This is a genomic window from Hymenobacter aerophilus DSM 13606, from assembly GCF_000382225.1.
Lineage (GTDB): Bacteria > Bacteroidota > Bacteroidia > Cytophagales > Hymenobacteraceae > Hymenobacter > Hymenobacter aerophilus.
In genome coordinates, this window is sequence record NZ_KB907811.1 from 42,463 (window position 1) to 67,775 (window position 25,313).

The 25,313-nt window shown below is 63.6% G+C and carries 25 protein-coding genes; 9 read left to right on the forward strand and 16 right to left on the reverse strand.

What is annotated here, in order from left to right; genetic code table 11:
• The first annotated feature begins 19 nt into the window (after positions 1–19).
• On the forward strand, positions 20–595 hold the full coding sequence (locus H145_RS0110455; protein ID WP_019948099.1) for a DUF3109 family protein: 576 nt from the start codon (positions 20–22) through the stop codon (positions 593–595).
• Here the strand turns inward: H145_RS0110455 and H145_RS0110460 are convergent.
• The 11 genes from H145_RS0110460 to H145_RS0110510 form a co-directional block, all read right to left on the reverse strand.
• Positions 592–1,215, reverse strand: coding sequence for a Uma2 family endonuclease (locus H145_RS0110460; RefSeq protein ID WP_019948100.1), 624 nt, complete (start codon positions 1,213–1,215; stop codon positions 592–594). The two genes, H145_RS0110455 and H145_RS0110460, sit on opposite strands and share 4 nt — an antisense overlap.
• Before the next feature lie 103 nt (positions 1,216–1,318).
• A complete protein-coding gene (accC, locus tag H145_RS0110465) occupies positions 1,319–2,668 on the reverse strand; it encodes an acetyl-CoA carboxylase biotin carboxylase subunit (RefSeq protein ID WP_019948101.1) in 1,350 nt (449 codons plus the stop codon).
• 104 nt (positions 2,669–2,772) lie between these two features.
• A complete protein-coding gene (gene accB / locus H145_RS0110470; RefSeq protein WP_019948102.1) occupies positions 2,773–3,264 on the reverse strand; it encodes an acetyl-CoA carboxylase biotin carboxyl carrier protein in 492 nt (163 codons plus the stop codon).
• Positions 3,265–3,307: 43 nt separating this feature from the next.
• Positions 3,308–3,871 (reverse strand): elongation factor P, encoded by a 564-nt coding sequence (gene efp, locus H145_RS0110475; RefSeq protein ID WP_019948103.1) that lies wholly within the window; start codon positions 3,869–3,871, stop codon positions 3,308–3,310.
• 118 nt (positions 3,872–3,989) lie between these two features.
• Positions 3,990–4,994, reverse strand: a complete 1,005-nt coding sequence (locus tag H145_RS0110480; RefSeq protein WP_019948104.1) for a beta-ketoacyl-ACP synthase III — start codon at positions 4,992–4,994, stop codon at positions 3,990–3,992.
• A 75-nt stretch (positions 4,995–5,069) separates the two neighbouring features.
• The gene (gene plsX / locus H145_RS0110485) at positions 5,070–6,011 is read right to left on the reverse strand and encodes a phosphate acyltransferase PlsX (RefSeq protein ID WP_026351417.1); all 942 of its coding nucleotides are present in this window, start codon (positions 6,009–6,011) and stop codon (positions 5,070–5,072) included.
• A gap of 184 nt (positions 6,012–6,195) precedes the next feature.
• Positions 6,196–6,420: a 50S ribosomal protein L32 gene (rpmF, locus tag H145_RS0110490; protein ID WP_019948106.1), complete on the reverse strand. Its 225-nt coding sequence runs from the start codon at positions 6,418–6,420 to the stop codon at positions 6,196–6,198.
• Positions 6,421–6,471: 51 nt separating this feature from the next.
• Positions 6,472–7,020: a YceD family protein gene (locus tag H145_RS0110495; protein ID WP_240471690.1), complete on the reverse strand. Its 549-nt coding sequence runs from the start codon at positions 7,018–7,020 to the stop codon at positions 6,472–6,474.
• Between the two features lie 56 nt (positions 7,021–7,076).
• Positions 7,077–7,445: a helix-turn-helix domain-containing protein gene (locus H145_RS0110500; RefSeq protein WP_019948108.1), complete on the reverse strand. Its 369-nt coding sequence runs from the start codon at positions 7,443–7,445 to the stop codon at positions 7,077–7,079.
• 132 nt (positions 7,446–7,577) lie between these two features.
• Positions 7,578–8,636: a 4-hydroxythreonine-4-phosphate dehydrogenase PdxA gene (pdxA, locus tag H145_RS0110505; protein ID WP_026351418.1), complete on the reverse strand. Its 1,059-nt coding sequence runs from the start codon at positions 8,634–8,636 to the stop codon at positions 7,578–7,580.
• A gap of 306 nt (positions 8,637–8,942) precedes the next feature.
• A complete protein-coding gene (locus tag H145_RS0110510) occupies positions 8,943–10,394 on the reverse strand; it encodes a leucyl aminopeptidase family protein (RefSeq protein ID WP_019948110.1) in 1,452 nt (483 codons plus the stop codon).
• A 293-nt stretch (positions 10,395–10,687) separates the two neighbouring features.
• Between H145_RS0110510 and rsmA the strand changes: the two genes are divergently transcribed.
• Positions 10,688–11,476 (forward strand): 16S rRNA (adenine(1518)-N(6)/adenine(1519)-N(6))-dimethyltransferase RsmA, encoded by a 789-nt coding sequence (rsmA, locus tag H145_RS0110515; RefSeq protein ID WP_019948111.1) that lies wholly within the window; start codon positions 10,688–10,690, stop codon positions 11,474–11,476.
• A gap of 22 nt (positions 11,477–11,498) precedes the next feature.
• Here the strand turns inward: rsmA and H145_RS0110520 are convergent, their stop codons facing one another.
• Positions 11,499–12,431 (reverse strand): DUF3078 domain-containing protein, encoded by a 933-nt coding sequence (locus H145_RS0110520; RefSeq protein WP_019948112.1) that lies wholly within the window; start codon positions 12,429–12,431, stop codon positions 11,499–11,501.
• A 194-nt stretch (positions 12,432–12,625) separates the two neighbouring features.
• Between H145_RS0110520 and H145_RS0110525 the strand changes: the two genes are divergently transcribed.
• From H145_RS0110525 to H145_RS24950, 3 genes are all read left to right on the forward strand, one after another.
• Complete coding sequence (locus H145_RS0110525) at positions 12,626–13,573, forward strand: NAD(P)-dependent oxidoreductase (RefSeq protein WP_019948113.1); 948 nt, start codon at positions 12,626–12,628, stop codon at positions 13,571–13,573.
• Between the two features lie 314 nt (positions 13,574–13,887).
• Positions 13,888–14,361: a transcription elongation factor GreA gene (greA, locus tag H145_RS0110530; protein ID WP_019948114.1), complete on the forward strand. Its 474-nt coding sequence runs from the start codon at positions 13,888–13,890 to the stop codon at positions 14,359–14,361.
• A 235-nt stretch (positions 14,362–14,596) separates the two neighbouring features.
• Positions 14,597–15,508 (forward strand): nuclease A inhibitor family protein, encoded by a 912-nt coding sequence (locus tag H145_RS24950; protein ID WP_019948115.1) that lies wholly within the window; start codon positions 14,597–14,599, stop codon positions 15,506–15,508.
• Positions 15,509–15,604: 96 nt separating this feature from the next.
• Here the strand turns inward: H145_RS24950 and H145_RS0110540 are convergent, their stop codons facing one another.
• On the reverse strand, positions 15,605–16,702 hold the full coding sequence (locus H145_RS0110540) for an AI-2E family transporter (protein ID WP_019948116.1): 1,098 nt from the start codon (positions 16,700–16,702) through the stop codon (positions 15,605–15,607).
• A 175-nt stretch (positions 16,703–16,877) separates the two neighbouring features.
• Positions 16,878–18,335, reverse strand: coding sequence for a DNA/RNA non-specific endonuclease (locus tag H145_RS20870; RefSeq protein ID WP_019948117.1), 1,458 nt, complete (start codon positions 18,333–18,335; stop codon positions 16,878–16,880).
• Positions 18,336–18,483: 148 nt separating this feature from the next.
• On the opposite strand from H145_RS20870, the gene H145_RS20875 reads away from it, so the two are divergent.
• From H145_RS20875 to H145_RS0110560, 3 genes are all read left to right on the forward strand, one after another.
• On the forward strand, positions 18,484–19,497 hold the full coding sequence (locus H145_RS20875) for an endonuclease/exonuclease/phosphatase family protein (RefSeq protein ID WP_019948118.1): 1,014 nt from the start codon (positions 18,484–18,486) through the stop codon (positions 19,495–19,497).
• A gap of 105 nt (positions 19,498–19,602) precedes the next feature.
• Positions 19,603–20,058 (forward strand): hypothetical protein, encoded by a 456-nt coding sequence (locus H145_RS0110555; RefSeq protein WP_019948119.1) that lies wholly within the window; start codon positions 19,603–19,605, stop codon positions 20,056–20,058.
• Between the two features lie 57 nt (positions 20,059–20,115).
• Positions 20,116–20,562, forward strand: a complete 447-nt coding sequence (locus H145_RS0110560; protein WP_019948120.1) for a hypothetical protein — start codon at positions 20,116–20,118, stop codon at positions 20,560–20,562.
• Between the two features lie 492 nt (positions 20,563–21,054).
• On the opposite strand, the gene H145_RS0110565 is transcribed toward H145_RS0110560, so the two are convergent.
• On the reverse strand, positions 21,055–21,531 hold the full coding sequence (locus H145_RS0110565) for a hypothetical protein (protein ID WP_019948121.1): 477 nt from the start codon (positions 21,529–21,531) through the stop codon (positions 21,055–21,057).
• 346 nt (positions 21,532–21,877) lie between these two features.
• Between H145_RS0110565 and H145_RS0110570 the strand changes: the two genes are divergently transcribed.
• Positions 21,878–23,659, forward strand: a complete 1,782-nt coding sequence (locus H145_RS0110570) for a DUF885 domain-containing protein (protein ID WP_019948122.1) — start codon at positions 21,878–21,880, stop codon at positions 23,657–23,659.
• Between the two features lie 161 nt (positions 23,660–23,820).
• Here the strand turns inward: H145_RS0110570 and H145_RS20880 are convergent, their stop codons facing one another.
• Entirely contained in the window at positions 23,821–25,242 is a 1,422-nt protein-coding gene (locus tag H145_RS20880; RefSeq protein ID WP_019948123.1) for a toxin-antitoxin system YwqK family antitoxin, read from the reverse strand.
• Between the last annotated feature and the right edge of the window lie 71 nt (positions 25,243–25,313).

The window sequence follows — 25,313 nt, forward strand, 5'->3', positions numbered from 1 at the left end:
GCAGCGAGAAACCAACCCAATGATTCAAATTCAGCACACGCTTATTTCCGACGACGTTCGGGACAATTTCTTCGTCTGCAACCTCGAAGCCTGCAAGGGCGCGTGTTGCGTAGAGGGCGACCTGGGCGCGCCCCTAGAGGCCGAGGAACTCGACATCCTCAACCAGGAATACGAAGCCATTAAGCCCTTCCTCACCGACGCCGGCCGCGCCGCCATCGAACAGCAGGGTCGCTACATCAAGGACTGGGAAGGCGACTTCAGCACTACTACTATCAACGACCGGGAGTGCGCCTACGCCCTCTACGACGAGCGGGGTATCCTCAAGTGCGGCATCGAGCAGGCCTATCTGGCCGGGGCCACCAGCTTCAAAAAGCCCATCAGCTGCCACCTGTACCCCATCCGCATCACGAAGTACGACGGTTTCGAGGCCCTCAACTACGATCGGTGGACCATCTGCTCGCCCGCCTGCTCGTTCGGGGCCAACCTGGGCGTGCGCATCTACCAGTTCCTCAAGGAGCCGCTGATCCGCAAGTACGGCGAGGGGTGGTACGGGGAGTTGGTGACGGAAATTGAGGGAGGGAGCACGCCCGGCTAATCTGGCAGCCTTAGCAGCGCCGGGCCTTCTTCCGGCCCGGTCTGCACATCCTCATAAATAGCGGCAACAGCCAATTTGACCTGCAAGGCGGTTATTTCCACCTCCTGCCCCAACTCCCGCACCGAGGACAATAGCCAGGTGTTGTCCTCATGGCGGGTGTAGCACTCCACCAGCTGCCGCCGCTGCGACACCAGCACGTAATGCTGCAGGGAGGGTAGCTGCTGGTACTGCTGAAATCTCCAGCCCCGGTCGCGGGCCTCGGTGGAGGCCGACAGGACTTCGACGATAAGCACCGGGTGATGCACGGTGCGCGGGTCATTATCGGTCGGGGCGCAACTCACCACTACATCGGGGTAGTTGTAGTGCTGGTTTTCGTCTACGGCCGTTCGCACATTCTCGGCAAAAACCGAGCAGCCCCGGCCCCGCAGCGCGCCCCGCAGGGCTACCACGCAGTTCTGGATCAGCATGTTGTGGCGTTTTGTGCCTCCGGCCATGTTTTCGGGCGAGTCCAGCGGGAAAATCTCACCGTGATAAAACTCGTGCCGGATGTCGGAGGTGTCTTCCAGCGCAAAGTACTCTTCCACGGTGTAGCGGCGGGCGTAGTCGGGTTGCGTGGGCATGGCTGGCGGGATGTGGATGGCACAACGGTTTCCTGTTACAAAAGAACGCCATTCAGCGCGAAGCGCTGAATGGCGTTCTTTTGTAAAGATGCTACGCAGCAGCCTACTGCAGCTGCGAGAAGTCGAATGAGTCTTCCAGGAACTTGGTGGTGAAGTCGCCGGCCAAGAACTGCTCGTTATCCATGAGGGCGAGGTGGAAGGGGATGGTCGTTTTCACGCCTTCCACTACGAACTCGCTCAGGGCGCGCTTCATCTTCACAATGGCCTCCTCACGGGTCTGGGCCACGGTGATGAGCTTGGCAATCATCGAGTCGTAGTTGGGCGGAATCTGGTAGCCCGCGTACACGTGCGTATCCACCCGCACACCGTGGCCGCCGGGGATGTGCAGCACCGAAATGCGGCCCGGCGAGGGGCGGAAGTTGTTGGCCGGGTCCTCGGCGTTGATGCGGCACTCCATGGCGTGCAGCTGCGGGAAGTAGTTGGCGCCCGAAATCGGGATGCCCGCCGCCACCTTGATCTGCTCCTTGATGAGGTCGTAGTTCACCACTTCCTCCGTCACGGGGTGCTCCACCTGAATGCGGGTATTCATCTCCATGAAGTAGAAGTCGCGGTTTTTGTCGACCAGAAACTCGATGGTGCCCACGCCCTCGTAGCCGATGGCCGACGCGCCGGCAATGGCCGCCGCACCCATCCGCTCGCGCAAATCGTCGGTCATGAAGGGCGAAGGGGCCTCCTCGACCAGCTTCTGGTGGCGACGCTGAATCGAGCAGTCGCGCTCCGAAAGGTGGCAGACGTGGCCGAACTGGTCGCCGCAAATCTGGATTTCGATGTGGCGGGGCTCCACCACAAACTTCTCCAAATACATACCGTCGTTGCCGAAGGCCGCCTTCGACTCGGTGCGGGCATCGGTCCAGGCTTTGTCGAACTCGTCTTCGGAGTGGATGATGCGCATGCCGCGCCCGCCGCCGCCGGCCGTGGCCTTGATGATGACCGGGTACTTGATTTCGGCGGCAATCTGCTTGCCCTGCTCCGCCGATTCGAGCAGGCCAACCGAGCCGGGCACAACGGGCACACCGGCTTCAATCATGGTGGCTTTGGCCGAGGCCTTGTCGCCCATGCGGTTGATCATGTCGGGCGAGGCGCCGATGAACTTGATGCCGTTTTCGTGGCACACACGCGAGAATTCGGCGTTTTCGCTCAGGAAACCGTAGCCCGGATGGATGGCGTCGGCGTTGGTGATTTCGGCCGCCGCAATCAGCTTCGGAATGCTCAGGTAGCTCTCGGTCGAGGGCGGCGGGCCGATGCACACGGCTTCATCGGCGAAGCGTACGTGCAGGCTTTCCTTGTCGGCCGTCGAGTACACGGCCACCGTTTTGATGCCCATTTCCTTGCAGGTCCGAATCACGCGCAGCGCAATTTCACCCCGATTCGCAATCAGTATTTTCTTGAACACAGCTTCTTTGGAATTATGAATTATGAATTATGAATTATGAATTACGAGTCAGTCCAGTTACTAAAAATGGCCAATTCATAATTCATAATTTAAAATTCATAATTCTAAACGGCTTCAATCAGAAACAGCGGCTGGTCGTACTCGACGGGCGAGGCGTTTTCTACCAGCGCCTTCACGATGCGGCCCGACTGCTCGGCTTCAATTTCGTTGAAGAGCTTCATGGCCTCGATGATGCAGATTACCTGGCCTTTCTCCACCATATCACCCACCTGCACGAAAGCCGGCGTTTCGGGGCTGCTGCTGCGGTAGAACGTGCCAATCATCGGCGACTTCAGGGGCGTGGCGCTGCTGGCGGCCGGCGCGGCGGCAGGCGCTTCGGCGGCGGCCGGAGCCGGGGCTGCTGCCGGAGCCGCCGCCTGAGGAGCGGCCGGCGCCGGAGCCGGGGCATGCGCCGCGGCCGGGGCGGCCATCGTCACGGTTTTGGTGCTGGGGTCGCGCTGCACCGAAATCTTAAACTCTTCGGTTTCGATGTTGACCTTGTTGAGGCCCGATTTGGCGATGAAATCAATCAGGTCCTGGAGTTCTTGGGCTTTCATGGCAGAGGGAGAAAGGCGTAGCCGGTGGAATGGTTTGCGTGCGTTACTTAACGCGCTCGACGTAGCTGTAGTCGGCGGTTTTAATCCGGATTTTGGTGTCGGTGTCCACGAACAGCGGCACTTGAATGCGCGCGCCCGTCTCGACGGTAGCGGGCTTGAGCGTGTTGGTGGCGGTGTCGCCCTTCAGGCCGGGCTCGGTGTAAGTCACCATCAGCTCCACGGTCGTGGGCAGCTCGGCCGTGAGGGGCTGCTCGGTTTCGGCGTGGAACAGGATGCCCACTTCCTGGCCTTCCTTCATCAGGTCGGCGAAGGGCACCATGGCCTCGGGCAGCACCACCTGCTCGAACGTGGCGTTGTCCATGAACGTGAAGCCGTAATCGTCCTTGAACAGGTACTGATGGGGGCGCTGCTCCACGCGGGCCGTTTCAATCTTTACCCCGGCATTGAAAGTGTTGTCGAGGGTGCGGCCGGTTTTGATGTTGCGCATTTTAGTGCGCACAAATGCCGGGCCCTTACCGGGCTTCACGTGCTGAAATTCGGTAATGACGTGCAGCTCGTTGTTGTAATTGATTACGAGCCCGTTGCGGAAATCTGCGGTGGTGGCCATTCTATGTTGAATTATGAATTTTCAATGTTGAATTAAGAATTAAAAAAACTCAGGAATTGGAATTTGGCCGGTAACAGCTACGTCGAAGGGTCAATTTAAAACTCCTCATTCAAAATTCTTAATTGCGCGAAGCGCCATCGTAAGCCCATTTAAGGTAGAGCGCGCCCCAGGTGAAACCGCCCCCGAAGGCGGCAATGATGAGGTTGTCGCCTTTGCGGAGCTGACTTTCGTAGTCGGCGAGGCAGAGCGGGATGGTGCCGTTGGTGGTGTTACCGTAGCGGTGGATGTTGAGCATCACCTTTTCGGGCCCGATGCCCACGCGGTGGGCCGTGGCGTCGATGATGCGCTTGTTGGCTTGGTGGGGCACGAGCCAGTCGATGGTTTCGGCCGTCAGGCCATTGCGCTCCGACACCTGGGCGGCCACATCGGCCATGTTTTTCACGGCGAACTTGAACACCGCGGCGCCTTCCTGGTGCACGTAATGCTCGCGGTTGGCCACGGTTTCCTGCGAGGGCGGGCGGCGCGAACCACCGGCTTTCTGGTGTAGGTACTGCTCGCCGTGCCCGTCGGAGTGCAGCTCCTGGTCGAGCAGGCCCAGGCCCTCGTGGTTGGGTTCGAGCAGCACGGCCCCGGCCCCGTCGCCGAAGATGATGCAGGTTGAGCGGTCGGTGTAGTCGATGATGCTCGACATTTTGTCGGCGCCCACTACTACCACTTTTTTATAGGTACCGGTGGCAATAAACTGCGCCCCGGTGGCCAGCGCGTACATAAAGCCCGAGCAGGCGGCCTGCATATCGAAGCTAAAGGCCTTGGTGGCGCCCACGGCCGCCGAAATGATGTTGGCCGTGGCCGGAAATACCAGGTCGGGTGTGGTCGTGGCGCAAATCAGCAGGTCGATGTCGGCGGCGGCCACGCCGGTTTTGGCCAGCAGGCTTTCCACGGCCTTCACGCCCATTACGGAGGTGCCCTGGTTCTCGCCCTTCAGAATATGCCGCTCTTTGATGCCAGTGCGGCTCAGAATCCATTCGTCGGTCGTGTCGACCAGGCCTTCAAGTTCCTGGTTGCTGAGCACGTAATCGGGCACGTAGGCACCCACCCCGGAAATGGCGGCGGTAATCTTCATGAGGGAAGTAAAGGAACAAACGAGGCAGCCGCAAAAAAACCGGCCCCCATCAGGGAAACCGGACGAAAGCCGAAATCAGGACTTGAAAGTAGCTTTAATTTGGTCGGCAATGCCGGCCGTGGCCATCTGGAAGCCCTGCAGCAGCATGTTACAGATGGCAGTGGGAGTGCTCACGCCGTGCCCGATGATGGCGTTGCCGTTGATGCCTAGAATAGGCGAACCACCGACGGCCTCGTAGTTGAACTGCTCGAAAAACGGGTCGCGGAAGTTGCGCTCAGCCACGGCATCATACACCGATTCGGCCATTTTCAGCAGCACGTTGCCCGTAAATCCGTCGCAGATAATTACGTCGGCTTTCTCGTTAAACAGGTCGCGGCCTTCGATATTGCCGATGAAGTTGATGTGCGGATTCACCTTGAGCAGTTGGTAGGCGGCCTGGGTGGTAGCCGTGCCCTTGCCTTCTTCCTCGCCCAGGTTCATCAAACCCACCTTCGGCTTGGCAATGCCCAGCACATATTGGGCATACAAAGCGCCCAACTCGCCGAACTGCTCCAGCATTTCGGGCTTGCAGTCGGCGTTGGCGCCCACATCGAGCATAATGCCGGTGCCGCCGTGCAGCTTGGGTACGAAGTTGGCAATGGCCGGGCGCAGCACGCCGGGCACCGCCTTCACGCTGAACATGGCACCCACGAGCATGGCCCCGGTGTTGCCGGCCGAGCAGAACGCTTCCACCTCGCGGGCGGCCAGCATGCGGTAGCCCACGGCAATGCTCGAATCCTGCTTGTGCTGGTAGGCTTTGGCCGGGTGCTCGCCCATCTCAATAATCTGCGAGGCGGGTTTGAGCACGAGGTCGGCGGCGGCCGCGCCGTGCGCGGTCAGCAGTGGCCGCACCGCTTCCTCCTGACCAATAAGCACAATCTGAGCCTTGCCTGCCAGCTGCTGAGCGGCCAGCACGGCCCCATCGACGGCGGCTTGGGGAGCGAAATCGCCTCCCATTGCGTCCAGGGCTATCTTCATGAAAGAAAAGTCAAAAGGGTCGGAAATTTTTGAGCCGAAAGCCATTATCAGGCTACCGGCTGAGAGCTGCCGGCGAATAAGTTTTCACAGCAGATGTGCATAGTTAAGCACAAATCCGAGAAAGCTACTTGCCGGGCGCTATCAGCTGGTAGCCCAATAATGGCTATCAGCTTAAAAAGAAACGCTATTCGTCGTCGGTGTCGAGGGGCGCGGCGGCCGAAACGGGGGCGTAGTCCTTGATGGCTACTTTGCCGTTCAGGTACAGGTCGCCGTCAACTACATAGGCTTTGTGGCGCAGGTGCAGCTCGCCGGTATTGGCGCAGAGGGTTACGGCTTTGGGGGTGAGCTTGTAGTGGCTGCGACGCTTGTCGCGGGTGGCGGAGGAGGTCCGGCGTTTAGGATGTGCCATTGTGCAAAAAAAGAAAAAAGAAAAAGTAAAAAGTAAGGGGCCGGCAGGCCGCTAATTCAGGTTTTTGAGCGCGTTCCAGCGCGGGTCGGAGTCGTCCTCATCGTCGTCGGCATCCTCGCCGCGGGTCGTGAAGATGAGCTTGGTTTTGGCGTCGGGCTCGTCGTCGGGCTCGTTCTGGAAGCGGGGGTGCAGCTTCTTCATGGGCAGGGCCAGGCCCACAAAATCGAACAGATGCTGGGCCAGCGGCAGCGTCTGCGTATCGGGCGTAATCTGCAGCACGTTGTCGTCGAGCTCCTTGCTTTCGTCGCCGAAGCGCACCAGCAACTGCTCGTGGGCCTGCACGTCCTGGTCGTAGTCGTCGAGGCTCCGGTCGCACACCTGGCGCACGGTGCCTTTCAGGTCGAAATCCACCGTGATGAGGCGCTCGGTTTTGGTCAGCGTCACGTCTACGTGCACATTGCCGTCGGGAATCAGCTCCTGCTCGAACTGCTCGAAAAAAGCCCGGTCGAGGTCGAACGCGAAGTGGTGCGTTTTATCGGCCAGGCGGGCCAGGTTGATGTTGTAGGGCGAGTCCTTCTTCACGGCAACAGGTAGAGGCAAGGAGGCAAAAGTAGGCACTTTTGCCCGGTATATCAGCGAATAGCGGAGGGGCGGGGTCAGGCGTTCTTCAAAATGAAATCGGATGGAATTCCGAGCCGTTCGTACAGGCGTTTGGCCAGATCGAGCGTAACGCGGCGCTTGCCGCTGAGGATCTGCGAGAGGCGGCCGGCGGGTACTTCGAGCAGCTCGGCCAGCTCTTTCTGCTTGAGCCGCATCTGCTGGCGCTTGAGCTCAATCATCTCGGCCAGCGAAGTAGGCAGGTTCGGAATCGGCAGCAAACCCAGCTTGCCCTCGTACACATCGAGGGCCGCAATCAGGGCCCGGAACTCGGTTTCCAGCGCCTCGTTGCCCTCCACGCCGGCCGCCGCCAGCGCATCGAGGCGGCGCAGGGCGGTACGGTAGTCAACGGGCGTTTGAAGCAGCATAGAACTAGGAGCAAGCAAAACGCCGGAGCCCAGTGGTTCCGGCGTTTCGTCTGCAAAGGTAAAGCGCAATTCTGAAACTGCAAACAATCTTTCGTTTTTGGAAAGAAAGTTTCGCAGTGGAAATGAGTAGGCTTACTCTCTTCTGCCTCTGTCGCGCGGGGCAGGACCGGGCACCAGGGGCACGATTTCGGCCTGCGCCTGGCGGTAGTTTACCAACTCGCAGGCCAGGTACAGCGCCTCGCGAAACGAGGTTTCGTCGGCCTTGAACTGGCCGGCCAGCCCGTAAGCGGTGCCGTGGTCGGGGGAAGTGCGCACCACCGGCAGGCCGGCCGTGTAGTTGACGCCCCGCTCGAAGGCCAGCGTTTTAAACGGAATCAGGCCCTGGTCGTGGTAAAGCGAAAGGGTGGCGTCGAACTGCTTGTACTGGCCGGTGCCGAAGTAGCCGTCGGCGGGGTAGGGGCCGAACACCAAGTGGCCGCTCTGGAGCAGCTGCTGGATAACGGGCGTTACGATGGCGGCTTCCTCGGTGCCGAGCAGCCCGTTTTCGCCGGCGTGGGGGTTGAGGCCCAGCACGGCCACCCGCGGCTTCTCGATGCCAAAATCGTTCCTGAGCGAAGCCAGCAGGATGCGTAGCTTGGCCAGCAATAGCTCCTTGGTGAGGCGGCTGGCTACGTCTTTGAGCGGAATGTGACCCGTGACGGTGGCCACCCGCAGGTCGTCGGCCACGAGCAGCATCAGGCTTTCTTTGGCCCCGAAGAAGGTGGTCAGGAACTCGGTGTGGCCGGGGAAGCGAAAGTCGTCGGCCTGGGTGTTTTCCTTGCTGATGGGCGCCGTCACGAGGCCGTCGAGCAGGCCGGCCTTCAGGTCGCGGGCGGCGGCGAGCAGGCTCTGGCGGGCGGCCGCACCGCTGGCTGCGCTGGGCTGGCCGGGCGTCAGCTGCACGTCGTCATCGTCCCAGCAACTCACGGCGTTGTGCTTGCCCAGGGCAATATCGGCCGCCTCGCGCACCTGCCGGAACCGCAGCGGCTCCAGGTTGGGGTCGGCGGGGAAGTCATCAAACAGCACAGTAGCCGTGCCGTAGACCACGGGCGTGCAGAATTTGAGCAGGCGCGGGTCGAGGAAGGTTTTGTAGATGACCTCGGGCCCGATGCCGGCCAAATCACCGACGGAAATACCAATTCGTGGGAGCATTCTTTTTGTAGAGCTTAGGTGTTAGGGCTTAGGCCGGATTGAGTATTTCGTTCTTACGCCGCACCCCGCCCCCGGCCCCCTCCCCTCCGGGAGAGGGGGAGCCAGACGCGAGAACTGTTCTGTCAGAACGCACCCCCTCTCCCGGAGGGGAGGGGGCCGGGGGAGGTGAAAAAATCGAGCAATTCGATGCTAGCCGGGCCAAACCTTTTTTTTTTTTGCCCCCGCAACCCCCCGACGCTGAGCTTGAGGGAGAAGCGGAAGACGGTGGGGGGGGGGGGGGGGGGGGGGGGGTGCGGCGCAAGGACCTTACGCCCGGCTCTTCAGGTACTCATACGTCAGTCGCACGGCGGTGCCGGTGCCGCCTTTGCCGCGGTACGAGTCGGAGGCAGTGAGGAAGGCGGGGCCGGCAATGTCGAAGTGCACCCAAGGGTAGCCATCGGTGTAGCGCTCCAGGAACTTGCCGGCCGAAATGGCGCCGGCTTCGGCCTTGCCCAGGTTGCTCATGTCGGCAATGGGGCTCTTGATGTGGTCGGCGTACTCGTCCCAAAGCGGAAACTCCACCAGCCGCTCGTGGGTGGTGTCGCCGGCCTTTTTGAGCTGGTGCATCACGTCCTCGTCGGCCGTGCCCATGTACACGATGCCCTCGATGCCAATGGCGCGGGCCGCCGAGCCGGTGAGCGTGGCGTAGTCCATCACCAGCTCGGGGTCGTATTTCTTGGCGAAGGCCAGCGCGTCGGCCAGAATCAGGCGGCCTTCGGCGTCGGTGTTGAGCACTTCCACGGTCAGGCCGCTGTACATCGTAATCACGTCGCCGGGGGCCAGGGCAGGGCCGCCGGGGCGGTTGTCGGTGGCCGGCACCAGCCCGATTACGTGCAGCGGCACCTTATTTTTGGCCAGCGCCGTGAGCACGCCCACTACCACGGCCGCGCCGCCCATGTCGCACTTCATCAGGTCCATGCTGTTGGGCGTGGGCTTGAGGCTGAGGCCGCCGGTGTCGAACACCACGCCCTTGCCTACCAGCACAATCGGCTTGGCGTTGGTGGCACCTTCGGGCTTATACTCCATGATGCTGAAGGTGGGCGGCTCGGGGCTGCCCTGGTTCACGGCCAGCAGCCCGCCCATGCGCAGGGCCTCAATGCGCACCAAGTCCAGCACTTCTACCCCGAAACCGGCCCGCTCGCCGGCCAGCTCGAACTGATGCGCCAGCTGGCTGGCGTTGAGGTGGCTATAGGGCTTATTAACCAGGTCGCGGGCCAGGTACACGCCCTCCAGCACCCCCGCCAGCTCGGCCACCTTCTCGGCCGACAAATCGGGGCCGACCAGCGTGAGTTTGGTGAGGGTGGGGGCGGCTTTGGATTTCTCATCAGTTTTATAGCCCGCGAACTGGTAGGCGGTCAGGGCCAGGCCTTCGGCCAGGGCCAGCGAGGCGCCGGCGGGCGTGAGGTTGCAGATGAACAGCTCCTGCACCTTATCGGCCTTGAGGCGGGCGTGCAGCTGGTGGCCGGCTTTGCGCAGCGCCTCCAGGCCCAGCGCGGGCGTTTTCTTGTCCTCGGCCACCACATAGTAGTGCTGGTGCGAGTACTGGTTGACGGCCACGAACTTCTCGTCGGCGGCCAGCTGGGCGGCCACGTACTGGCGGGCGGCCTCGGGCAAATCGGCGGCGGCGGTTACGGGCAACTCGGTGGTGCCGGCCGGCAGGATGAAGACCGTGCTGGCAATGGCGGGAAAGTCGGCGGCGTAGGCTAAGGTCAGGGACATGATGTTGGAGCTGTTAGCCAGCAGCTAGTAGCTGTTAGCTGTTGTTCGAATGAATACGGGCTTGCTACGGCAGGCAGGAAGCACCGGCCGAAACGAGTGGCCGCGGCGTATCTTTGGCCGTGAAGGTAAGTTTTTTAGAGAAGGAAAAGACCGTCATTCAGAGCGTAGCGAAGAATCTCGGCTGCTGACGTTGCGGCACCATTCTAATGTCAGCAGGCGAGATTCTTCGCTACGCTCTGAATGACAACCCTATCTCACTTCTCCTTTCTCAAATCTCACTTCTATAATCAATAATGGATTCCGTTAAAGCCAAAAAGCACCTCGGCCAGCACTTCCTCAACGACCCCAACATTGCGCGCAACATTGTGGAGGCCCTGCGCCTGCCGGGCGGCGTGCGGCACGTGCTCGAAATCGGGCCCGGCATGGGCGTGCTGACCCAGACGCTGCTCCAGCACCCGGAGTACGAAACGGCCGTAGTGGAAATCGACCGCGACTCGGTGGCCTATCTGCAGAAGCACTACCCCGCCCTGGAAGACCGGATTTATTCGCAGGATTTCCTGAAAATGGACCTCGCGGCGCTCTACGGCGCCCAGCCGCTGAGCATCATCGGCAACTTCCCCTACAACATCAGCAGCCAGATTTACTTCCAGATTCTGGCCCACCGCCAGCAGGTGCGCGAAAGCGTGGGCATGATCCAGAAGGAAGTGGCCGACCGCCTGGCCACCGGCCCCGGCTCGAAAACCTACGGCATCCTGAGCGTGCTGCTGCAGGCCTACTACGACATCGAGTACCTGTTCACGGTGCCGCCCCACGTGTTCAGCCCGCCGCCCAAGGTGCAGTCGGCCGCAATCCGCCTCACCCGCAACGCCACCGAGCAGCTGGCCTGCGACGAAAAACTATTCTTCCGGGTGGTAAAGCAGGCCTTCTCCACCCGCCGCAAAACCCTGCGCAACGCCCTCAAGCCCTTCGGTATGCCCGTTGAAGCCACCACCGACCCCGTGTTCGACCTGCGCGCCGAGCAGCTCAGCGTGGCCGACTTCGTGGATTTGACGAACCGCGTAGCGGCGAATAAGAGCGAGTAGAAGGAAGCTTAAACAGCCGTGCTCACCTCTTGTCTTTAAAATTCTGCACCGCATACACGAGGCCCAGCGTGAGGCCCTGGCTGTACTGCACGGCGCGGTCCTGGTCGTAATCGTAGAGCAGAATGCCGGTGAGGGCCACGTTGATGTAGCGGTTGACTTTGGCCGTGAGGTTGGCGTCGAGGCGGTGGTCGATGCGGCGCAGGGCCAGGTCGGAGCCGTAGTTGGCGAACAGCAGGTAGCGGGCCTTCAGGTTGATGTTGGTGGCAATGTCCTTGTCGAACTCGGCCAGCGCCTGCGCGGCCAGCACCTCAAAGCGGGTGGAATGGCCTAAGTCAACGCCGTAGGGCGTTTCGCCCAGCGCCCCCACAAACCGCTCGGGCCGGCCAACCACCGTCAGGCGCGGCGCGAAGGGCGAGAGGCGTAGTTTGAAGTAGCTGGTGGGATGGTACTCGAAGCCGTAGGCCGCCGTGAAATAGGCCGGCGCGAAAGTCGAGGACACCAGCTGGGCCTGCTGCTGGCCGTTGGCATCGTCGAAATACTTGTAGCCGGGCGCAAACTGGGTGAGCAGGTTCAGCGACACGAACGTGTCCCAGTGCGGACTCAGGGCACGGCCGTACTTGGTATCGAGGTAGATGCGGTCGAGGCTTTTGCGGAAGCCCTGGCCCTTGTTGGCCACGAAAGCATACAGTAAATCGGCCTGGTTGTCCCAGCTATGAACGCCGCGCCGGTAGTTGGCCTGGGCATTGAGCGAGGCGTTCAGGCCCAGCGAGCTGACGCCGCCCCCGCGCCAGTTGGACGAGAGCGTGGCTTCCTGAAAGTTCAGGGCTGCCTTAAAGCTTTTCTTCCACAGCGAATCGGGCGCCACCGGGCTTTCGGGCGCGGTTTGCGCCGCCGTCGGCAACGTAACACCGGCCGCCAGCAGCAGCGGCAGCAGAAGGGTAGCGGTTCGTTTCATGCGGGGCACGGGTTGGAGTAGGGCCGGTACTGGCGGGCTAAAGGTATTAAATGCGGCAGGCTCAACAATAGCCGCGGCCGCTGGTAATGGAGCCGCCTGGCGGGCGCGGGCCCTAACCTGCGCCGGCCGCCGTTGCGTTGGATAGCAATATCTTCGCCTCACCTTTCAGTAGCCCCCATCCTTAGCCGCCCACCATGTCCCTCTGCCTCGTCATCGACGATATGCACCCCAGCCTGCCCGAGTACCTGGCGCCGCTGGGCCTCACGCTGCACTACCGCCCCGACCTGACGGCCGCCGAAGTGCCCGCCGCCCTGGCCGCCCACCCCTACGAGGGGCTGATGGTGCGCTCCAAGCTGCGCATCACGCGCGAGCTGCTGGCCCACGGCCCGCAGCTGCGCTACGTGGCCCGCGCCGGCGCCGGAGTCGATAATGTGGATGAGCAGGCCCTGGCCGATGCGGGCATCACGCTGCTCAACGCCCCCGAAGGCAACCGCGACGCGGTGGGCGAGTACGCGGTGGGGCTGCTGCTGGCGCTGCTGCGCAACATTGTGCGGGCCGATGCCGAGGTGCGCGTCGGGCAGTGGCGCCGCGAGGCCAACCGGGGCGAGGAGCTGGGCGGCAAAACCGTGGGCCTGCTCGGCTACGGGCACATGGGCCGCGCCTTTGCCCGCCGCCTCAGCGCGTTCGGCTGCATTGTGCTGGCCCACGACCACGACCCCGCCTGCCTGCCCGACGAGAATGCCACGCTCGTGCCGCTGGCCGAGCTGCAGGCCCGGGCCGAAGTGCTGAGCCTGCACATTCCGTACTCGCCGGCCAACCACCATGTTGTCAACGAGGAGTTCCTGGCCGGTTTTGCCAACGCCATCTGGCTGCTGAACACGGCCCGCGGCGAAGTGCTCGACCACGCCGCGATGGTCAGCCGCCTGCGCACCGGCCAGGTGCGCGGTGCGGCCCTCGATGTGCTCGAAAACGAAAAACTGGCCGGCCTCAGCCCCGAGCAGCAGGCCCGCTTCGATTACCTGCGCACTGCGCCCAACGTCGTGCTGGCGCCCCACATTGGCGGCTGGAGCTTCCAGAGCTACGAGCGCATCAATGCGGTGCTGGCCCGCAAGCTGGCGGCGTTTCTGGGGGTGGGGGAGTGAGGAGGTGAGGAGGTGATAAGATTGTCATTCTGAGCGGAGCGCAGCGGAGTCGAAGAATCTCGCGTGCCACAGTAATTTCTGACGACCGGATTACCATTGCCCGCGAGATTCTTCGCGCTGCTCAGAATGACAGTTCTCTTTTGTTCGACTTCCCACCTCCTCACCTCCTCACCTCCTCACCCCATCACCTCCTCACCCCATCACCCCATTACCCTTTCCCCGATTTTCGTATATTTGCCTGCACCTACCAAGGGGAGAACGGCCAGCCACGCTGGCCGTTCTCCTTATTTTTTTGAGCTAATCCCACCCATGTCATGTCAACTGTCAACTACTACACGCCCGAAGGTCTGCAGAAGCTCAAAACCGAGCTCCAGGACCTCAAAATCCGGGGTCGGGCCAAGGCCGCCGACGACCTGCGCGAAGCCCGCGACAAGGGCGACCTGAGCGAAAACGCCGAGTACGACGCCGCCAAGGACGCGCAGGGCCTGCTGGAGCTCAAAATTGCCAAGCTGGAAGAGGTGCTGGGCAACGCCCGCCTGCTCGACGAAACCAACCTCGACCTGAGCAAAGTGCTCATTATGAGCAAAGTGAAGCTCAAAAACCTCAAGAACAACATGGTGCTCGACTACACGCTGGTAGCCGAGGAGGAGGCCAACCTGGCCGCCGGCAAAATCTCCGTGAAGTCGCCCATCGGCAAAGGCCTGCTGGGTAAGTCGGTGGGCGAAACGGCCGAAATAACGGTGCCCGCCGGCAAGCTGCAGTTCCAGGTACTCGAAATCAGCCGTTAAAGTGAAATGGCGAGGTGGTGAAATGGTGAGTAACCGTTTCGGCACTTTGATTTATTTGAAAAGGGCGGGGCTGCGGCTTCGCCCTTTTGCGTTTGGGCCCGTACTTTGGAGCGGCTACCGGGGCTGCCCGGCGTTGGGCGCGGCGGCAGCGCATCGTTGTTTTGCCCGCCTCCAGCCGTGCCGTCAGGCCTTTTGAGCGTCAACTCACCATTTCACCACCTCACCATTTCACCTCATGGCTTCCATTTTCTCGCGCATTGTGGCCGGCGAGCTGCCCGCTTACAAGGTGGCCGAAGACGAGCACCACCTGGCTTTTCTTGACATTACGCCGCTCGTGGAGGGGCACACGCTGGTTATTCCGAAGCGCGAAGTCGATTATATTTTCGATTTGCCGCCCGCCGAGCTGGCGGCGCTGCACCTGTTTGCCCAGCGCGTGGCGGCCGGCGTGCGGGCCGCGGTGCCTTGCAAGCGCGTGGGCGTGGCCGTTATCGGGCTCGAAGTGCCGCACGCCCACATCCACCTGATTCCGATGACCAAGGTGGCCGACATGAACTTCGCCAACCCCAAAATCAAGGTGGATGAGCGGCGCATGAACGAGCTGGCCGCCGCCATCGGGGCCCAGGTGCCGGCCGTGGTAACCGGCACGCCCGAGCTGCCCGCCGACCCGCGCGACACCAAAGGCGGCCGCGAAACCGTGGAAGCCTCCGAGCCCGACGCCTTCCAGGCCCCCGCCCCCGATGGCGCTGCCGCCCCCGACGACGCCACCCTGGAGCCCCTGCGCGAGATGACCAAAGGCCTGAGCTACGTCAGCGAAGCCGATGCGCCGCTGGAGGCCGTGAGCTTCGCGGCCCCGGCCGGCGGCCTCACCGATGAGGCCCTAGCCAAGCTGGCCGGCGTACCGGCCGGCACGCCCGTCGAGCGGCAGGAGCTGACCTATTTCCTGCGTAACCACACCGCCGACCAGGGCGTGACCGGCAGTGCCGAAAGCGCCAACCGCTTCAAGCAGCTGCAACTATTTATGAAGCAGGAGCTAAGCGGCACCCAGGTGTACCGCTTCGGCCAGGGCCCGCAGGTGCCGGTGCTGGTGCTCGGCGAGGGCGAAGGCGGCCGGCTGCAGGGCTTCAAAACGGTGCTCACCGAAACCTAATCGGCAGACTGGCAAGAACTACAAACGGCCTGTGGGCCTGAGTTACGCTCAGGCTCACAGGCCGTTTGTATACAACACAAGCCTTGAGCGCCGACGTTATTGGGGTAGCGGCGGCAGCGGCCCGGCGGGGGGCACGAGGGGCGCGGTGGCGGGCAGCTGCGGCTCAGTCTGGAACCGCTTGAGCAGGCCGTTTTCGCGCTCGAACACTCCCACCAGCACAATCAGGTAGGAGAGCAGCAGCGGCCCCATCACCAGGCCCAGGATGCCGAACAGCTCGACGCCCAGCACCACGCCGGCCAGCGTGATGAGCGGGTGAATGTCGCCCATGCGCTTGGCCAGCACGATGCGCAGCAGGTTGTCGATGTTGATAATGACGATGACGCCCACCAGCAAAATGCCCACGCCCTGGCCCACGTGGCCCTGCGCCAGTTTGAAGATGGCCGCCGGGCCCCACACCAGTGGCGTGCCCAGCACCGGAATAAAGGCCGTGAAAAAGGCCAGCGTGCCCCAAAAAAGCGCGTCCTCGACCCCGAAAATCCAGAGGGTGAGGCCCGTGAAGGCGGCCTGCACCAGCGCAATGAGCGCCTGGCCAAGCACGTTGGCATTCACCGTGTTGCGCAGCGAGTCGCCCAGCTCCTGCAGCGTGGCTTCGCGGAAGGGCAGGTAGCGGCGCAGGCCCCGCAGAAACGTTTCTTCCTGCACAAACATGAAGTAGAGCGTGAACAGCATCAGGCCGATGATGACGATGAAGTGCAGCAGCCCGCTGGCCAGCGACGGAATGCGCGTGCTCAGCCAGCCCACCACCTGCTCAATCAGGCCGCGCACGTTGTTTTCGGTGGTGAACTGGTAGCCGGTTTTCTGCTCTACCAGATGCAGCACGGTCATAATCTGGCTGGTATCTTGGGCGTAGAGGCGGATGCGGTTGACGAGCATCAGCACCAGCCCGGTGAAGGGCATGATGATGACGACCACCGCAAACACCAGCAGCAGGGCCGTTACGAGCTGCCGGTTCCAGTGGCGGCGGTGCACCAGGGCCGTAAACCAGGGCCGCAGCACCACGTACAGCACGCCCGCCCCCAGAAACGCCGTGATGTAGGAGCCCAGCCCCAGCAGAATCAGCCCGGCCAGGCCCACGAGGCACACAATCAGCAGCACGTACTGCTGGCGGGGCGTGTAGATGTTTTCGACGGACACTTTTTGGGAAATTATGGATTATGAATTATAAATTTTGAATTAGGGGCGTTGAGCATGGTGAAGGCCGGTTGCTTCGCGCCTCCTTGCCACTCCGCTCTGCCCTGTTCTATGATACGCTAAGCAAGCGCTTCACGCCACATTCCGGCAGTCCAATCCATAATTCAAAATTCAAAATTTATAATTCCCCGTTGTCTACCTGCGCCTCCAGCCGCTCCTGGGCGGCCAGGGGCAGGGCCGAGAGCAGGTCGAGGCCGGTAGCCGTTTCCAGCGCGTCGATGCTGGTGCGGTACTGGCTCCAGTCGGGGTTCACCTGCTGGCCGTTGGGCGTGTCGATGGCCAGCAGGCGGGCCTGGCCGGCCGCGATGCGCTGCAGGTCGTTGTCGCCCTCGGGCAGCAGCACCAGCACCTTCCAGATGCGGGCCGGCACGGTTACGCGGCCTTCGTCAATCGTGGCCTGGAAGCCTTTAACGCCGGTGCCGCCCTGCCCGTAGCTGCCCATGATGACGTAGGCCTCCTGGCCGCGCTGCACCTGGGCGCGGGTCCACTCTTCGAGGCCCGCCCAGGTGCGCTGGTTGTTGTTGGCAGCCTGCGGAATCATGTTGGTCATCAGGAAAGTGGCCGAGTTGTCGTCGAGGGTGCGGCGACGGTCGGCGCTGGGGCAGTTGTGGCCCCGGTCGAAGCCCGAGCCCGAGTAGGAGCGGGGCGACACGGCGTAGAATTGCCGGGGCAGGGCCGGGTCGGGCCGGAAATCGTCCTGGCGGGGTGCCTGGCCCATATCGGCGGCGCTCAGGTGCCAGCTTACCCAGGTGGGCGTGCCGCGGCGGGCACTGTAGCCCACCGCGTATTGGAGGCGCGTGAGCAGGTAGTTGTTGGGTGTGCTCAGCGAGGCCGTAGCGCCGCTGGGGTTGCCCAGGGCCAGGTTGAGGTCGGAGGAGCTGGGGGCCGAAGTGGTTTGGGCGCCTGGAGCCGGTGGGTTGGTTTGGGCCGGCGCCGGACTGGGCTGGCCCGCTACCGTGCCCGGCTGGTCCGCTCCGCTATCCGTGCCGGCCCCGCCTGAGCCGGTTTCGAGGCGGATATCATCAATATTGAGTCGGCCCGAGCCCGTATCGGTTTTGCGGATTTCGAGGCGCAGCGGGCGGGTGCTGCCGCCCTCGAAGGTGGCCGTGCGCAGCTCCGGGCCCTGGGTGCGCACGGCCGCCCCGATGCGGCGGTAGCTGCGGCCGCCGTCCTGGCTGCCCCACAGCTCCCAGGTGCTGGCCGCATCCTGGCCGTAGGCGGCCGCGCTGATGCGGATGCGCTGCACGCCGGCGGGCGCGTCGAAGGTCATGCCCAGGCGGCCACCCAGGCGCAGGCGGGCGGCGCGGGCGCCGTGCTTGTGGTCCTGGTCCGACGTGCCGATGAGGGCTTCGGTGAGCTGCCAGGGGCCCGTTTCGAGCGTTTCGGGGGCGGGGGCGTAGCTGCCTTTGCTGCCCGTTTCGAAGGTTTCGAGCAGGCCGGCCGCGGCGGGGGCCGGGGCGCTGGCGGCAATGGCCGGCGGGCCGGTGGGAGCCGGTTGGCGCAGGGTTTCGGCGGGCTGCTGCGAGCAGGCGGCGCTCAGCAGCAGCGAGAGCAGGGCGGGGGCGAGGCGAATCATGGGGCAATTTAGGCACAACCGGCAAGCTATCAGCCGGAGCCGGGCCACGGTGGTCCGCCGAACGGGCCGGGGGCCGGAACTCCCGCCCCTCGCCCCCCGATGCCCGTACAAGAAGCCAGCTTTCCACTTAACCCGGCCACCCCCGCCCATGCCCCGCCTGCAACGCCTGCTGCTCAGTTTGCTGTTCATTGTTACTGTGCCCGCCGTGCTGGCAACGCTGCTTTCCCTGCTCACGGCCCAGGTGTGGTGGCTGAAGCTGCTCGATTTTCCGCGCTTCCAGCTGTTGCTGCTGCACCTGGGGCTACTGCTGGCGCTGGCCGGGCTGCTGGGGCTGGGGCGGCGGCAGCGGCAGGCGGCCCGGCGCTGGGTGCTGGGGCTCAACGTGCTCGGGGCGGCCGGGCAGCTTTCCTTGCTGTTGCCCTACGCGCCCTTCATGTTTCGGGTGCTGCCCGATGCTACCGAGGCCCAGCTGGCCGATACCGGCGCCCGCCTGCGGGTGCTGGAGGCCAACGTGCTGCAAAAAAACACCCGCGCCGACCTGCTGCTGGCCCGCGTGGCGCAGCAGCAGCCCGACCTGCTGCTGGCCCTCGAAACCAACCAGCGTTGGGTAGATGCCCTGCGCCCGCTCCGGCAGCAGTACCCCTACTTCATCGAGCTGCCCTGGCCCAACACCTACGGCATGGTGCTGTACTCGCGCCGGCCGCTGCTGCACCCGCGGGTATATGCGTTCCAGGAACCCCATGTGCCCACCATCATCACCGATGTGCAACTGCCCAACGGGCGCACCGTGCGCCTGTACGCCGTGCACCCCACGCCGCCGGTGCCCAGCCGCCACCCCACCAGCCTCAGCCAGCCCAACCGCACCCTGTTGCAGGTGGGCCGGCACATTCAGCAGCACGCCGGCCCGGCCCTGGTGCTGGGCGACTTCAACGACGTGTCGTGGTCGAGGGCGACGCGCCTGTTCGAGGCCAGCGGCGAGCTGTACAACGTGCGTCGGGGGCGGGGCATGTTCAGCACCTTTGATGCCAACAGCGGCCTGTGGCGCTGGCCGCTCGACCACCTGTTTGCCACCAAGGAATTCCGGCTGGCCCGGCTGGAGCGGCTGCCCGCCATCGGCTCCGACCACTTCCCGCTGCTGGCCGAGGTGGTGCTGAGCGAGTAGGGGTGAGGGCGGCTGGGCGGCTGGCAGCAGGCACCGGGCGGGTTCTGGCGGGTTTTTTGCGCAGCGTCGCCGAGTCAACCTATTACCCACTTTAAGTGCCTGTTTATGCTACGCTCTGTACTCCTGTTAGCTGTTGGGCTGCTGCTCGGCGGCGCCCCGGCCTTCGCCCAAACGGCCGGTCTGCGCACCCAGCCCATCGATTTCGACAACACGCTGGTCGTAACGCTGCCCGACGAGGGGCAGGTGGCCTGGCAGCGGGCCGGCCGGCTGCTGGCCCGGCGCGGCTACCTGGTGCGCTTTGCCAGCCCCGAGCTGCTCACCATCAGCACCGAGCCGGTAAACAACTTTGCGCAGCACCTGATGGGCGTGTATCTGGTGGTGGATGGGCACGAGCTGCAGCTGCAGGGCTACATCCCGGCCGGCGACAACACAATTAACTGGCTGCACGTCATCGAATACGACAATGGCAAGGGCGTGAGCGGCCGCCGCTGGCAGGAGCTGGAGGAAATAGCCCGCCTGCTGGGCGGCCCGGTGCGCTACGCCCGCACCCCCACCCACTAGCTGCCCGGCCCGGCCCCGTTGCGGGCCCCGGCTTCCTGCCTTTTAGCGTCTATTCTGATGAAAAAACTATTGCTGCCGCTGCTGCTGCTGGCCGTCGGGCCGGCCTTGGCCCAACTACCCGCCCTGCACGCCACGCCCGAAAAAAACGACGATACCATTGTGCTCACCCTCACCGACGAGCCCCGCGTGGCCTGGCAGCGGGCCGCCGGCGTGCTGGCCGCTCGGGGCTACACCTTCCGCTACTCCGACGCCGACCTGCTCGCCCTCAGCACCGATTTCATCGATCTGAAATCCACTTCCATCATCGCTATTTTCGTGCAGGTGCAGGACAACCAGCTGTTGCTGCGCGGCCGCTGGATTACGGGCAGCGACCTGACCACCAATAGCAGGGCGGTACGGCGGGGCGGTTTTCTGGGCGGCACCAGCAGCGAGTGGCCCGAGCTGGAAGCCATTGCCCACCAGCTGGGCAGCACGGCGGGCTACTACGAGTCGGAGGCCGAATAGGGCAGCGAAGGGCCGTTCTGGCGGGGCACCTCACCCGCTGGCCCCCCCTCCGAAAAGCAAGCGGAGCAACTAGCTTGGAGTTTGCTGGAACCAGAGCCGCTACCACCAGCCTAAAAAGCAGGATTTGGTTCTCCCGCGCCTTTTTCGGAGAGCGGGGCAGGAAGCGGGGCGCAACGCCTGGCCAATAGGCGCGTGGGGTGTTCGGCAACACCCGGCGGGGTGTTGCCGAACACCCCGGCCGGACCAAATTAGCCCGGCCAAGGGGTGAAATGGCCCGGCACCGGACCAGATTGGCCCGGCCGGGGGGCAAAATGGCCCGGCCAGGGGGTAAAAAGGCCCGGCGCCGGACCAACTTGGCCCGGCCGGGGGGTAAAAAGGCCCGGCCCCGAACCAAATTGGCTCGGGGCCGGGCCTTTTTACCCCCCGGCCGGGCCATTGCACCGCCAACGCCGGCCGGCGGGCGGGTGGGCCGGAAAGAGAAAGGGCGACGGGCTACTTGCGGCTGGCGCTACCGTTGGGGCCGGAGCGGCCGGGGAAGCGCTGCCGGAGGTCGTCGTAGGCGGTTTGGGCGCCGGGCTGCCTTTTTTCGGCCATGAACTTGATGTTCTGGTAAATGCTCAGGGCCGAGGCATAGGCTTCGGAGCCGGCCAGCATCATGGTGGAGTCGAGTAGCTCGGTGAGCTGGGCCAGCTGCTGGTGCAGGGGCGTGAGCTGCTGCACGCCCTGCAAATCCTGCTTCAGGTCGGGCAGGCTCACGAAACCTGGGGCGAAGGCGGGAGTGGTGGTGGCGTAGTCGGCGGTTTTTTGCACGAAGGCCACGGTTTTGTCGGCCATGCGCAGCATCGAGCGGCGCTCGTCGGGGGTGAGGGCGTGCAGGTACTGCTCGAGGGCGGTACGGAAGGCGTCGAGGGCGGCCTGGGCCTGCTGGAGGGCGGTGGCCGGAATGTCCTGCGAAAACTGGTTGGGCATGGGAGAGAGAGTGAGAGGATGGAAGAAGAAGTCCGCTGGCCCCCCGCTGCACTGGTACGGCCGGGCTTAGCGGCCATAAGGTGCAACGAAATAGCGACTTAGCCAAGCCCCCACCCCCGCTTGTTATGGTCCGCGTTTGGCCTTGTCGTGGTACTCCTCTACTTGTCATCCTGCGCGCAGCGAAGGACCTATACAGAGGCTATTATCAGATAGTACCTGCTGTATAGGTCCTTCGCTCCGCTCAGGATGACAGGGTGGGGGCCTCGGCCACCGCGGCGTTGCCCCGCGCAACGCCGCGGCCCGACTTCCGTCCTTGCCGCGTACCTTGCCCGCTTAACCCCCGCTCATGAAACACCGCTACTTCCTGCCCGCCGCCCTGCTGCTGGCCGGCGCCGGCCTGCTGTCCGCCTGCGACTCGGGCACCAAGCCCGCCACCGGCACCGATGCTACCGCCGACGCCACCTTCGACGACTATAAGGCCCGCTTCATCGACTCGCTCTGGTACTACAACCCCGAGTGGGCCAGCAGCGCCGGCTACCACCGCTACGACTCGGTGCTGGTGGTGCCCTCGGCCGCCCGCCGCCAGACCGAGGCCCAGGCCATTGCGCGCCGGGCCCGGGAGATGCAGACGTTCGAGCTGGGCAAGCTGTCGGTAAACAACCAGACCGACTTCCGGCTGATGCAGAACTACCTGGCCTCGGCCCGCTTCTACGCCGACACGCTGCGCAGCTGGCAGTGGAACCCGGCCAACTACAACGTGGGCGGCGCGGTGGCCGAGCTGCTCAACGGCCGCTACGCCCCCCTCGACCGGCGTTTGCGCGCCATCAGCCACAAGCTTATCCAGAGCACCGACTACTACGAGGCCGCCAAGCAGAGCATCAGGCAGCCTACCCGCGAGCACACCAACCTGGCCATCCGCCAGAACCAGGGCGGCCTGAGCGTGTTTGGCCCCGCGCTGCTCGATTCGGTGGCTAAATCGGGGCTGAGCGAGGCCGAAAAGCAGGAGCTGCGCGGCCGCATCGGCACCACCAAGCTGGCCATGGAAGGCTACATCCGCTTTCTGCAAACCGAGGTGCTGCCGGCGAACAACTTCCGCAGCTTCCGCATCGGGCCCGAGCTGTTTGCCCGCAAGTTTGCCCTCGACATTCAGAGCAGCTACTCGGCCGATGAGGTGTACCAGAAGGCCCTCACGCACCGCCAGGAGCTGCTGGCCGACATGAAGGCCCGGGCCCTGCGCATCTACCCCAAGTACGTGCAGTACCAGGCCGTGCCGCAGGACACGCTGGCCATCGTGCGCGACGTGGTGGCGGCCCTCTCGCGCGAGCACGCTACGCCCCAGCGCTTCGTGGATGCCGTGCGCGAGCAGATGCCCGAGCTGGTGCGCTGGGTGAACGAGCACGATTTGCTGACCCAGGACCCCACCCAGCCGCTGGTGGTGCGCGAAACCCCGCTCTACATGCGCGGCAGCGGCGCCGGCGCCAGCGTATCGGCCCCCGGCCCCTACGACAAGGGCGCCGACACCTACTACAACGTGGACCCGATTGTGGGCTTGCCGGCCCCCCAGGCCGAAAGCTACCTGCGCGAGTACAACACCTACACGCTCCAGATTCTCAACATCCACGAGGCCATTCCGGGCCACTACACCCAGCTCGTGTACGCCAACCGCAGCCCCTCGCTCATCAAGTCCATTCTGGGCAACGGGGCCATGATTGAGGGCTGGGCCGTGTACGCCGAACGCATGATGCTGGAAAGCGGCTACGGTGGCAACACCGACGAGTTCTGGCTGATGTGGGACAAGTGGAACATGCGCGTGACCCTGAACGCCATCCTCGACCACGAGGTGCAGGCCGGCAGCATCACCGAAACCCAGGCCGTGGAAATGCTGCGCCGCGACGGGTTCCAGGAAGAAGCCGAAGCCCGCAACAAGTGGCTGCGCGCCACCCTGAGCCAGGTGCAGCTCAGCTCCTACTTCACCGGCTACACCGAAATCTACGACCTGCGCGAGGAGCTGAAGCAGAAAGAAGGCAAGGATTTCAACCTCAAAGCCTTCCACGAGCAGTTCCTCAGCTACGGCAGCGCCCCGGTCAAATACATCCGCGAGATGATGCTGGCCAAGGAAAAGAAGTAGGTAAGAGAGTAAAAAGAACGGTCATTCTGAGCGAAGGCGCAGCCGAAGTCGAAGAATCTCGCGTGCAGTGGTAACTCCTGACGACAGGGTTAGCATTGAGGTAGAGATTCTTCGACTTCGGCTGCGCCTTCGCTCAGAATGACATTCTTATACTTAACAACCTACCGTTTCTTCACTGGCGCGGCGCTGCCGGGGGCTACCACCTGCCCGTTCCTAAAGGTTTTGCGCTCCTTGACCGTCGTGCCGTCGGGCCCGAAGTAGAGCCAAAGGCCGGTTTCCTTGCCGTTGCGGAAGGCGCCGGTCATTTCGGGCGTGCCGTCTTCGCGCAGCAGGCGGTAGGGGCCGGTTTTGAGGCCGCGCACGTAGGTGGTTTCGGCCTGCAGCTTGCCCGAGGGGTAGAACGACTGGGCCAGGCCGGCGGCCTTGCCGTTCTCGTTCAGCAGCTTGCTTTGCAGCGTGCCGGTGGGGTAGTAGGTCAGTTGCTCGCCCCCGAGGCGGCCGTTCTGGTAGCTCTCCACCTGTTGCACCTGCTTGCCGCCGGGAAAGTACGTGCGCCACTGGCCCGCGGGCAGGTTGTTCTTGAACTGCTGCTCGCGCTGCAGGCTGCCGTCCTCGAAGTAGCCCGTGATTTTCCGGTCGCGGGCCTGGTTGCCGTATTCGGTCTTCTGCTTCAGTTTGCCCGACTCGTAGAAATCCTGCTGCGTGCCCACCAGCGTGCCCTGGCGGTAGGTCATGGTGGTTTTCACGGCGCCGTTTTCGTAGTAGGCTTTAGCGGGGCCGTCGAGGTTGTTGGTGCCGCCGGCCAGGGCGCGGGCCTGCTTGGTGAGGTCGTCGCCGAGCGGGTTTTTCACGGCCCGGCCCAGCAGCGGCGCGGCCACGTAGGTGCCCTCGGTCTGGAGCTGGCCCGAGCGGTAGTAGCTGCGGTAGCGGCCCCGGCCGGTCTGGTCGGCCAGCACTTCGCTTTCGAGCTGGCCGTTGTCGTAGTACGTTTTGTAGGGGCCGGCCAGCAGCCCGCGGCGGTAGGTGCCCTCGCTCTGGAGCTGGCCGTTTTCGTAGAAGGTGCGCACCGGTCCGTTGGCCTGCCCGTCGGCAAACGTAATTTCGGCCTTAGGCTTGCCCGAGTCGTACAGCTCGCGCACCAGGCCGCTGGGCTGGCCCTTGGTCAGCGTCGTTTCCAGCTTGATTTTGCCGTCGGGAAAGAAGTAGCGCAGCTCGCCGCTGGGCTCATCGTCGGCAAAGCTGCCTTCCTGGGCCAGCTTGCCGGTGTCGTAGTACGTTTTGAACGGGCCCTGGCGCACGCCGTCCTGGTAAGTTACCTCCAGCCGCCGCCCGCCGTTGGGGTGGAACTCCACGTAGGCCGAGTCGCGCTTGCCGGCCGTGTAGCGGGTCTGAGCTTCCAGCTTGCCGTTGTAGTAAAACCGCTTGTACGGCCCCTGCATCACGGTATCGGCCCCTACCAGCGCCGCAAACTTCTCCCTGGGGTGCACCCGTGTCGAGTCGAAGTAGGTAGTGAGCCGCCGCAGCTGCTGGGCCTGGGCGGCGGTGGCAGTGAACAGGACAAGGGTGGCAAACAGGATTCTCATAGCGACAAGAACGGGGGAAATGGCGAAGTAGTGCCTGACGGACCGCCGGGCAATCAAAAGCCCTGCCGCAA

Bases quoted from the DNA above. Each gene is read 5' to 3' on its own strand.
- H145_RS0110455 (WP_019948099.1), top strand. From the start codon at position 20: ATGATTCAAATTCAGCACACGCTTATTTCCGACGACGTTCGGGACAAT.
- H145_RS0110460 (WP_019948100.1), bottom strand. From the start codon at position 1,215: ATGCCCACGCAACCCGACTACGCCCGCCGCTACACCGTGGAAGAGTAC.
- accB (WP_019948102.1), bottom strand. From the start codon at position 3,264: ATGAAAGCCCAAGAACTCCAGGACCTGATTGATTTCATCGCCAAATCG.
- efp (WP_019948103.1), bottom strand. From the start codon at position 3,871: ATGGCCACCACCGCAGATTTCCGCAACGGGCTCGTAATCAATTACAAC.
- H145_RS0110480 (WP_019948104.1), bottom strand. From the start codon at position 4,994: ATGAAGATTACCGCCGCCATTTCCGGGGTGGGTGCCTACGTGCCCGAT.
- plsX (WP_026351417.1), bottom strand. From the start codon at position 6,011: ATGAAGATAGCCCTGGACGCAATGGGAGGCGATTTCGCTCCCCAAGCC.
- rpmF (WP_019948106.1), bottom strand. From the start codon at position 6,420: ATGGCACATCCTAAACGCCGGACCTCCTCCGCCACCCGCGACAAGCGT.
- H145_RS0110500 (WP_019948108.1), bottom strand. From the start codon at position 7,445: ATGCTGCTTCAAACGCCCGTTGACTACCGTACCGCCCTGCGCCGCCTC.
- pdxA (WP_026351418.1), bottom strand. From the start codon at position 8,636: ATGCTCCCACGAATTGGTATTTCCGTCGGTGATTTGGCCGGCATCGGG.
- H145_RS0110510 (WP_019948110.1), bottom strand. From the start codon at position 10,394: ATGTCCCTGACCTTAGCCTACGCCGCCGACTTTCCCGCCATTGCCAGC.
- rsmA (WP_019948111.1), top strand. From the start codon at position 10,688: ATGGATTCCGTTAAAGCCAAAAAGCACCTCGGCCAGCACTTCCTCAAC.
- H145_RS0110520 (WP_019948112.1), bottom strand. From the start codon at position 12,431: ATGAAACGAACCGCTACCCTTCTGCTGCCGCTGCTGCTGGCGGCCGGT.
- H145_RS0110525 (WP_019948113.1), top strand. From the start codon at position 12,626: ATGTCCCTCTGCCTCGTCATCGACGATATGCACCCCAGCCTGCCCGAG.
- greA (WP_019948114.1), top strand. From the start codon at position 13,888: ATGTCAACTGTCAACTACTACACGCCCGAAGGTCTGCAGAAGCTCAAA.
- H145_RS24950 (WP_019948115.1), top strand. From the start codon at position 14,597: ATGGCTTCCATTTTCTCGCGCATTGTGGCCGGCGAGCTGCCCGCTTAC.
- H145_RS20870 (WP_019948117.1), bottom strand. From the start codon at position 18,335: ATGATTCGCCTCGCCCCCGCCCTGCTCTCGCTGCTGCTGAGCGCCGCC.
- H145_RS20875 (WP_019948118.1), top strand. From the start codon at position 18,484: ATGCCCCGCCTGCAACGCCTGCTGCTCAGTTTGCTGTTCATTGTTACT.
- H145_RS0110555 (WP_019948119.1), top strand. From the start codon at position 19,603: ATGCTACGCTCTGTACTCCTGTTAGCTGTTGGGCTGCTGCTCGGCGGC.
- H145_RS0110560 (WP_019948120.1), top strand. From the start codon at position 20,116: ATGAAAAAACTATTGCTGCCGCTGCTGCTGCTGGCCGTCGGGCCGGCC.
- H145_RS0110565 (WP_019948121.1), bottom strand. From the start codon at position 21,531: ATGCCCAACCAGTTTTCGCAGGACATTCCGGCCACCGCCCTCCAGCAG.
- H145_RS0110570 (WP_019948122.1), top strand. From the start codon at position 21,878: ATGAAACACCGCTACTTCCTGCCCGCCGCCCTGCTGCTGGCCGGCGCC.
- H145_RS20880 (WP_019948123.1), bottom strand. From the start codon at position 25,242: ATGAGAATCCTGTTTGCCACCCTTGTCCTGTTCACTGCCACCGCCGCC.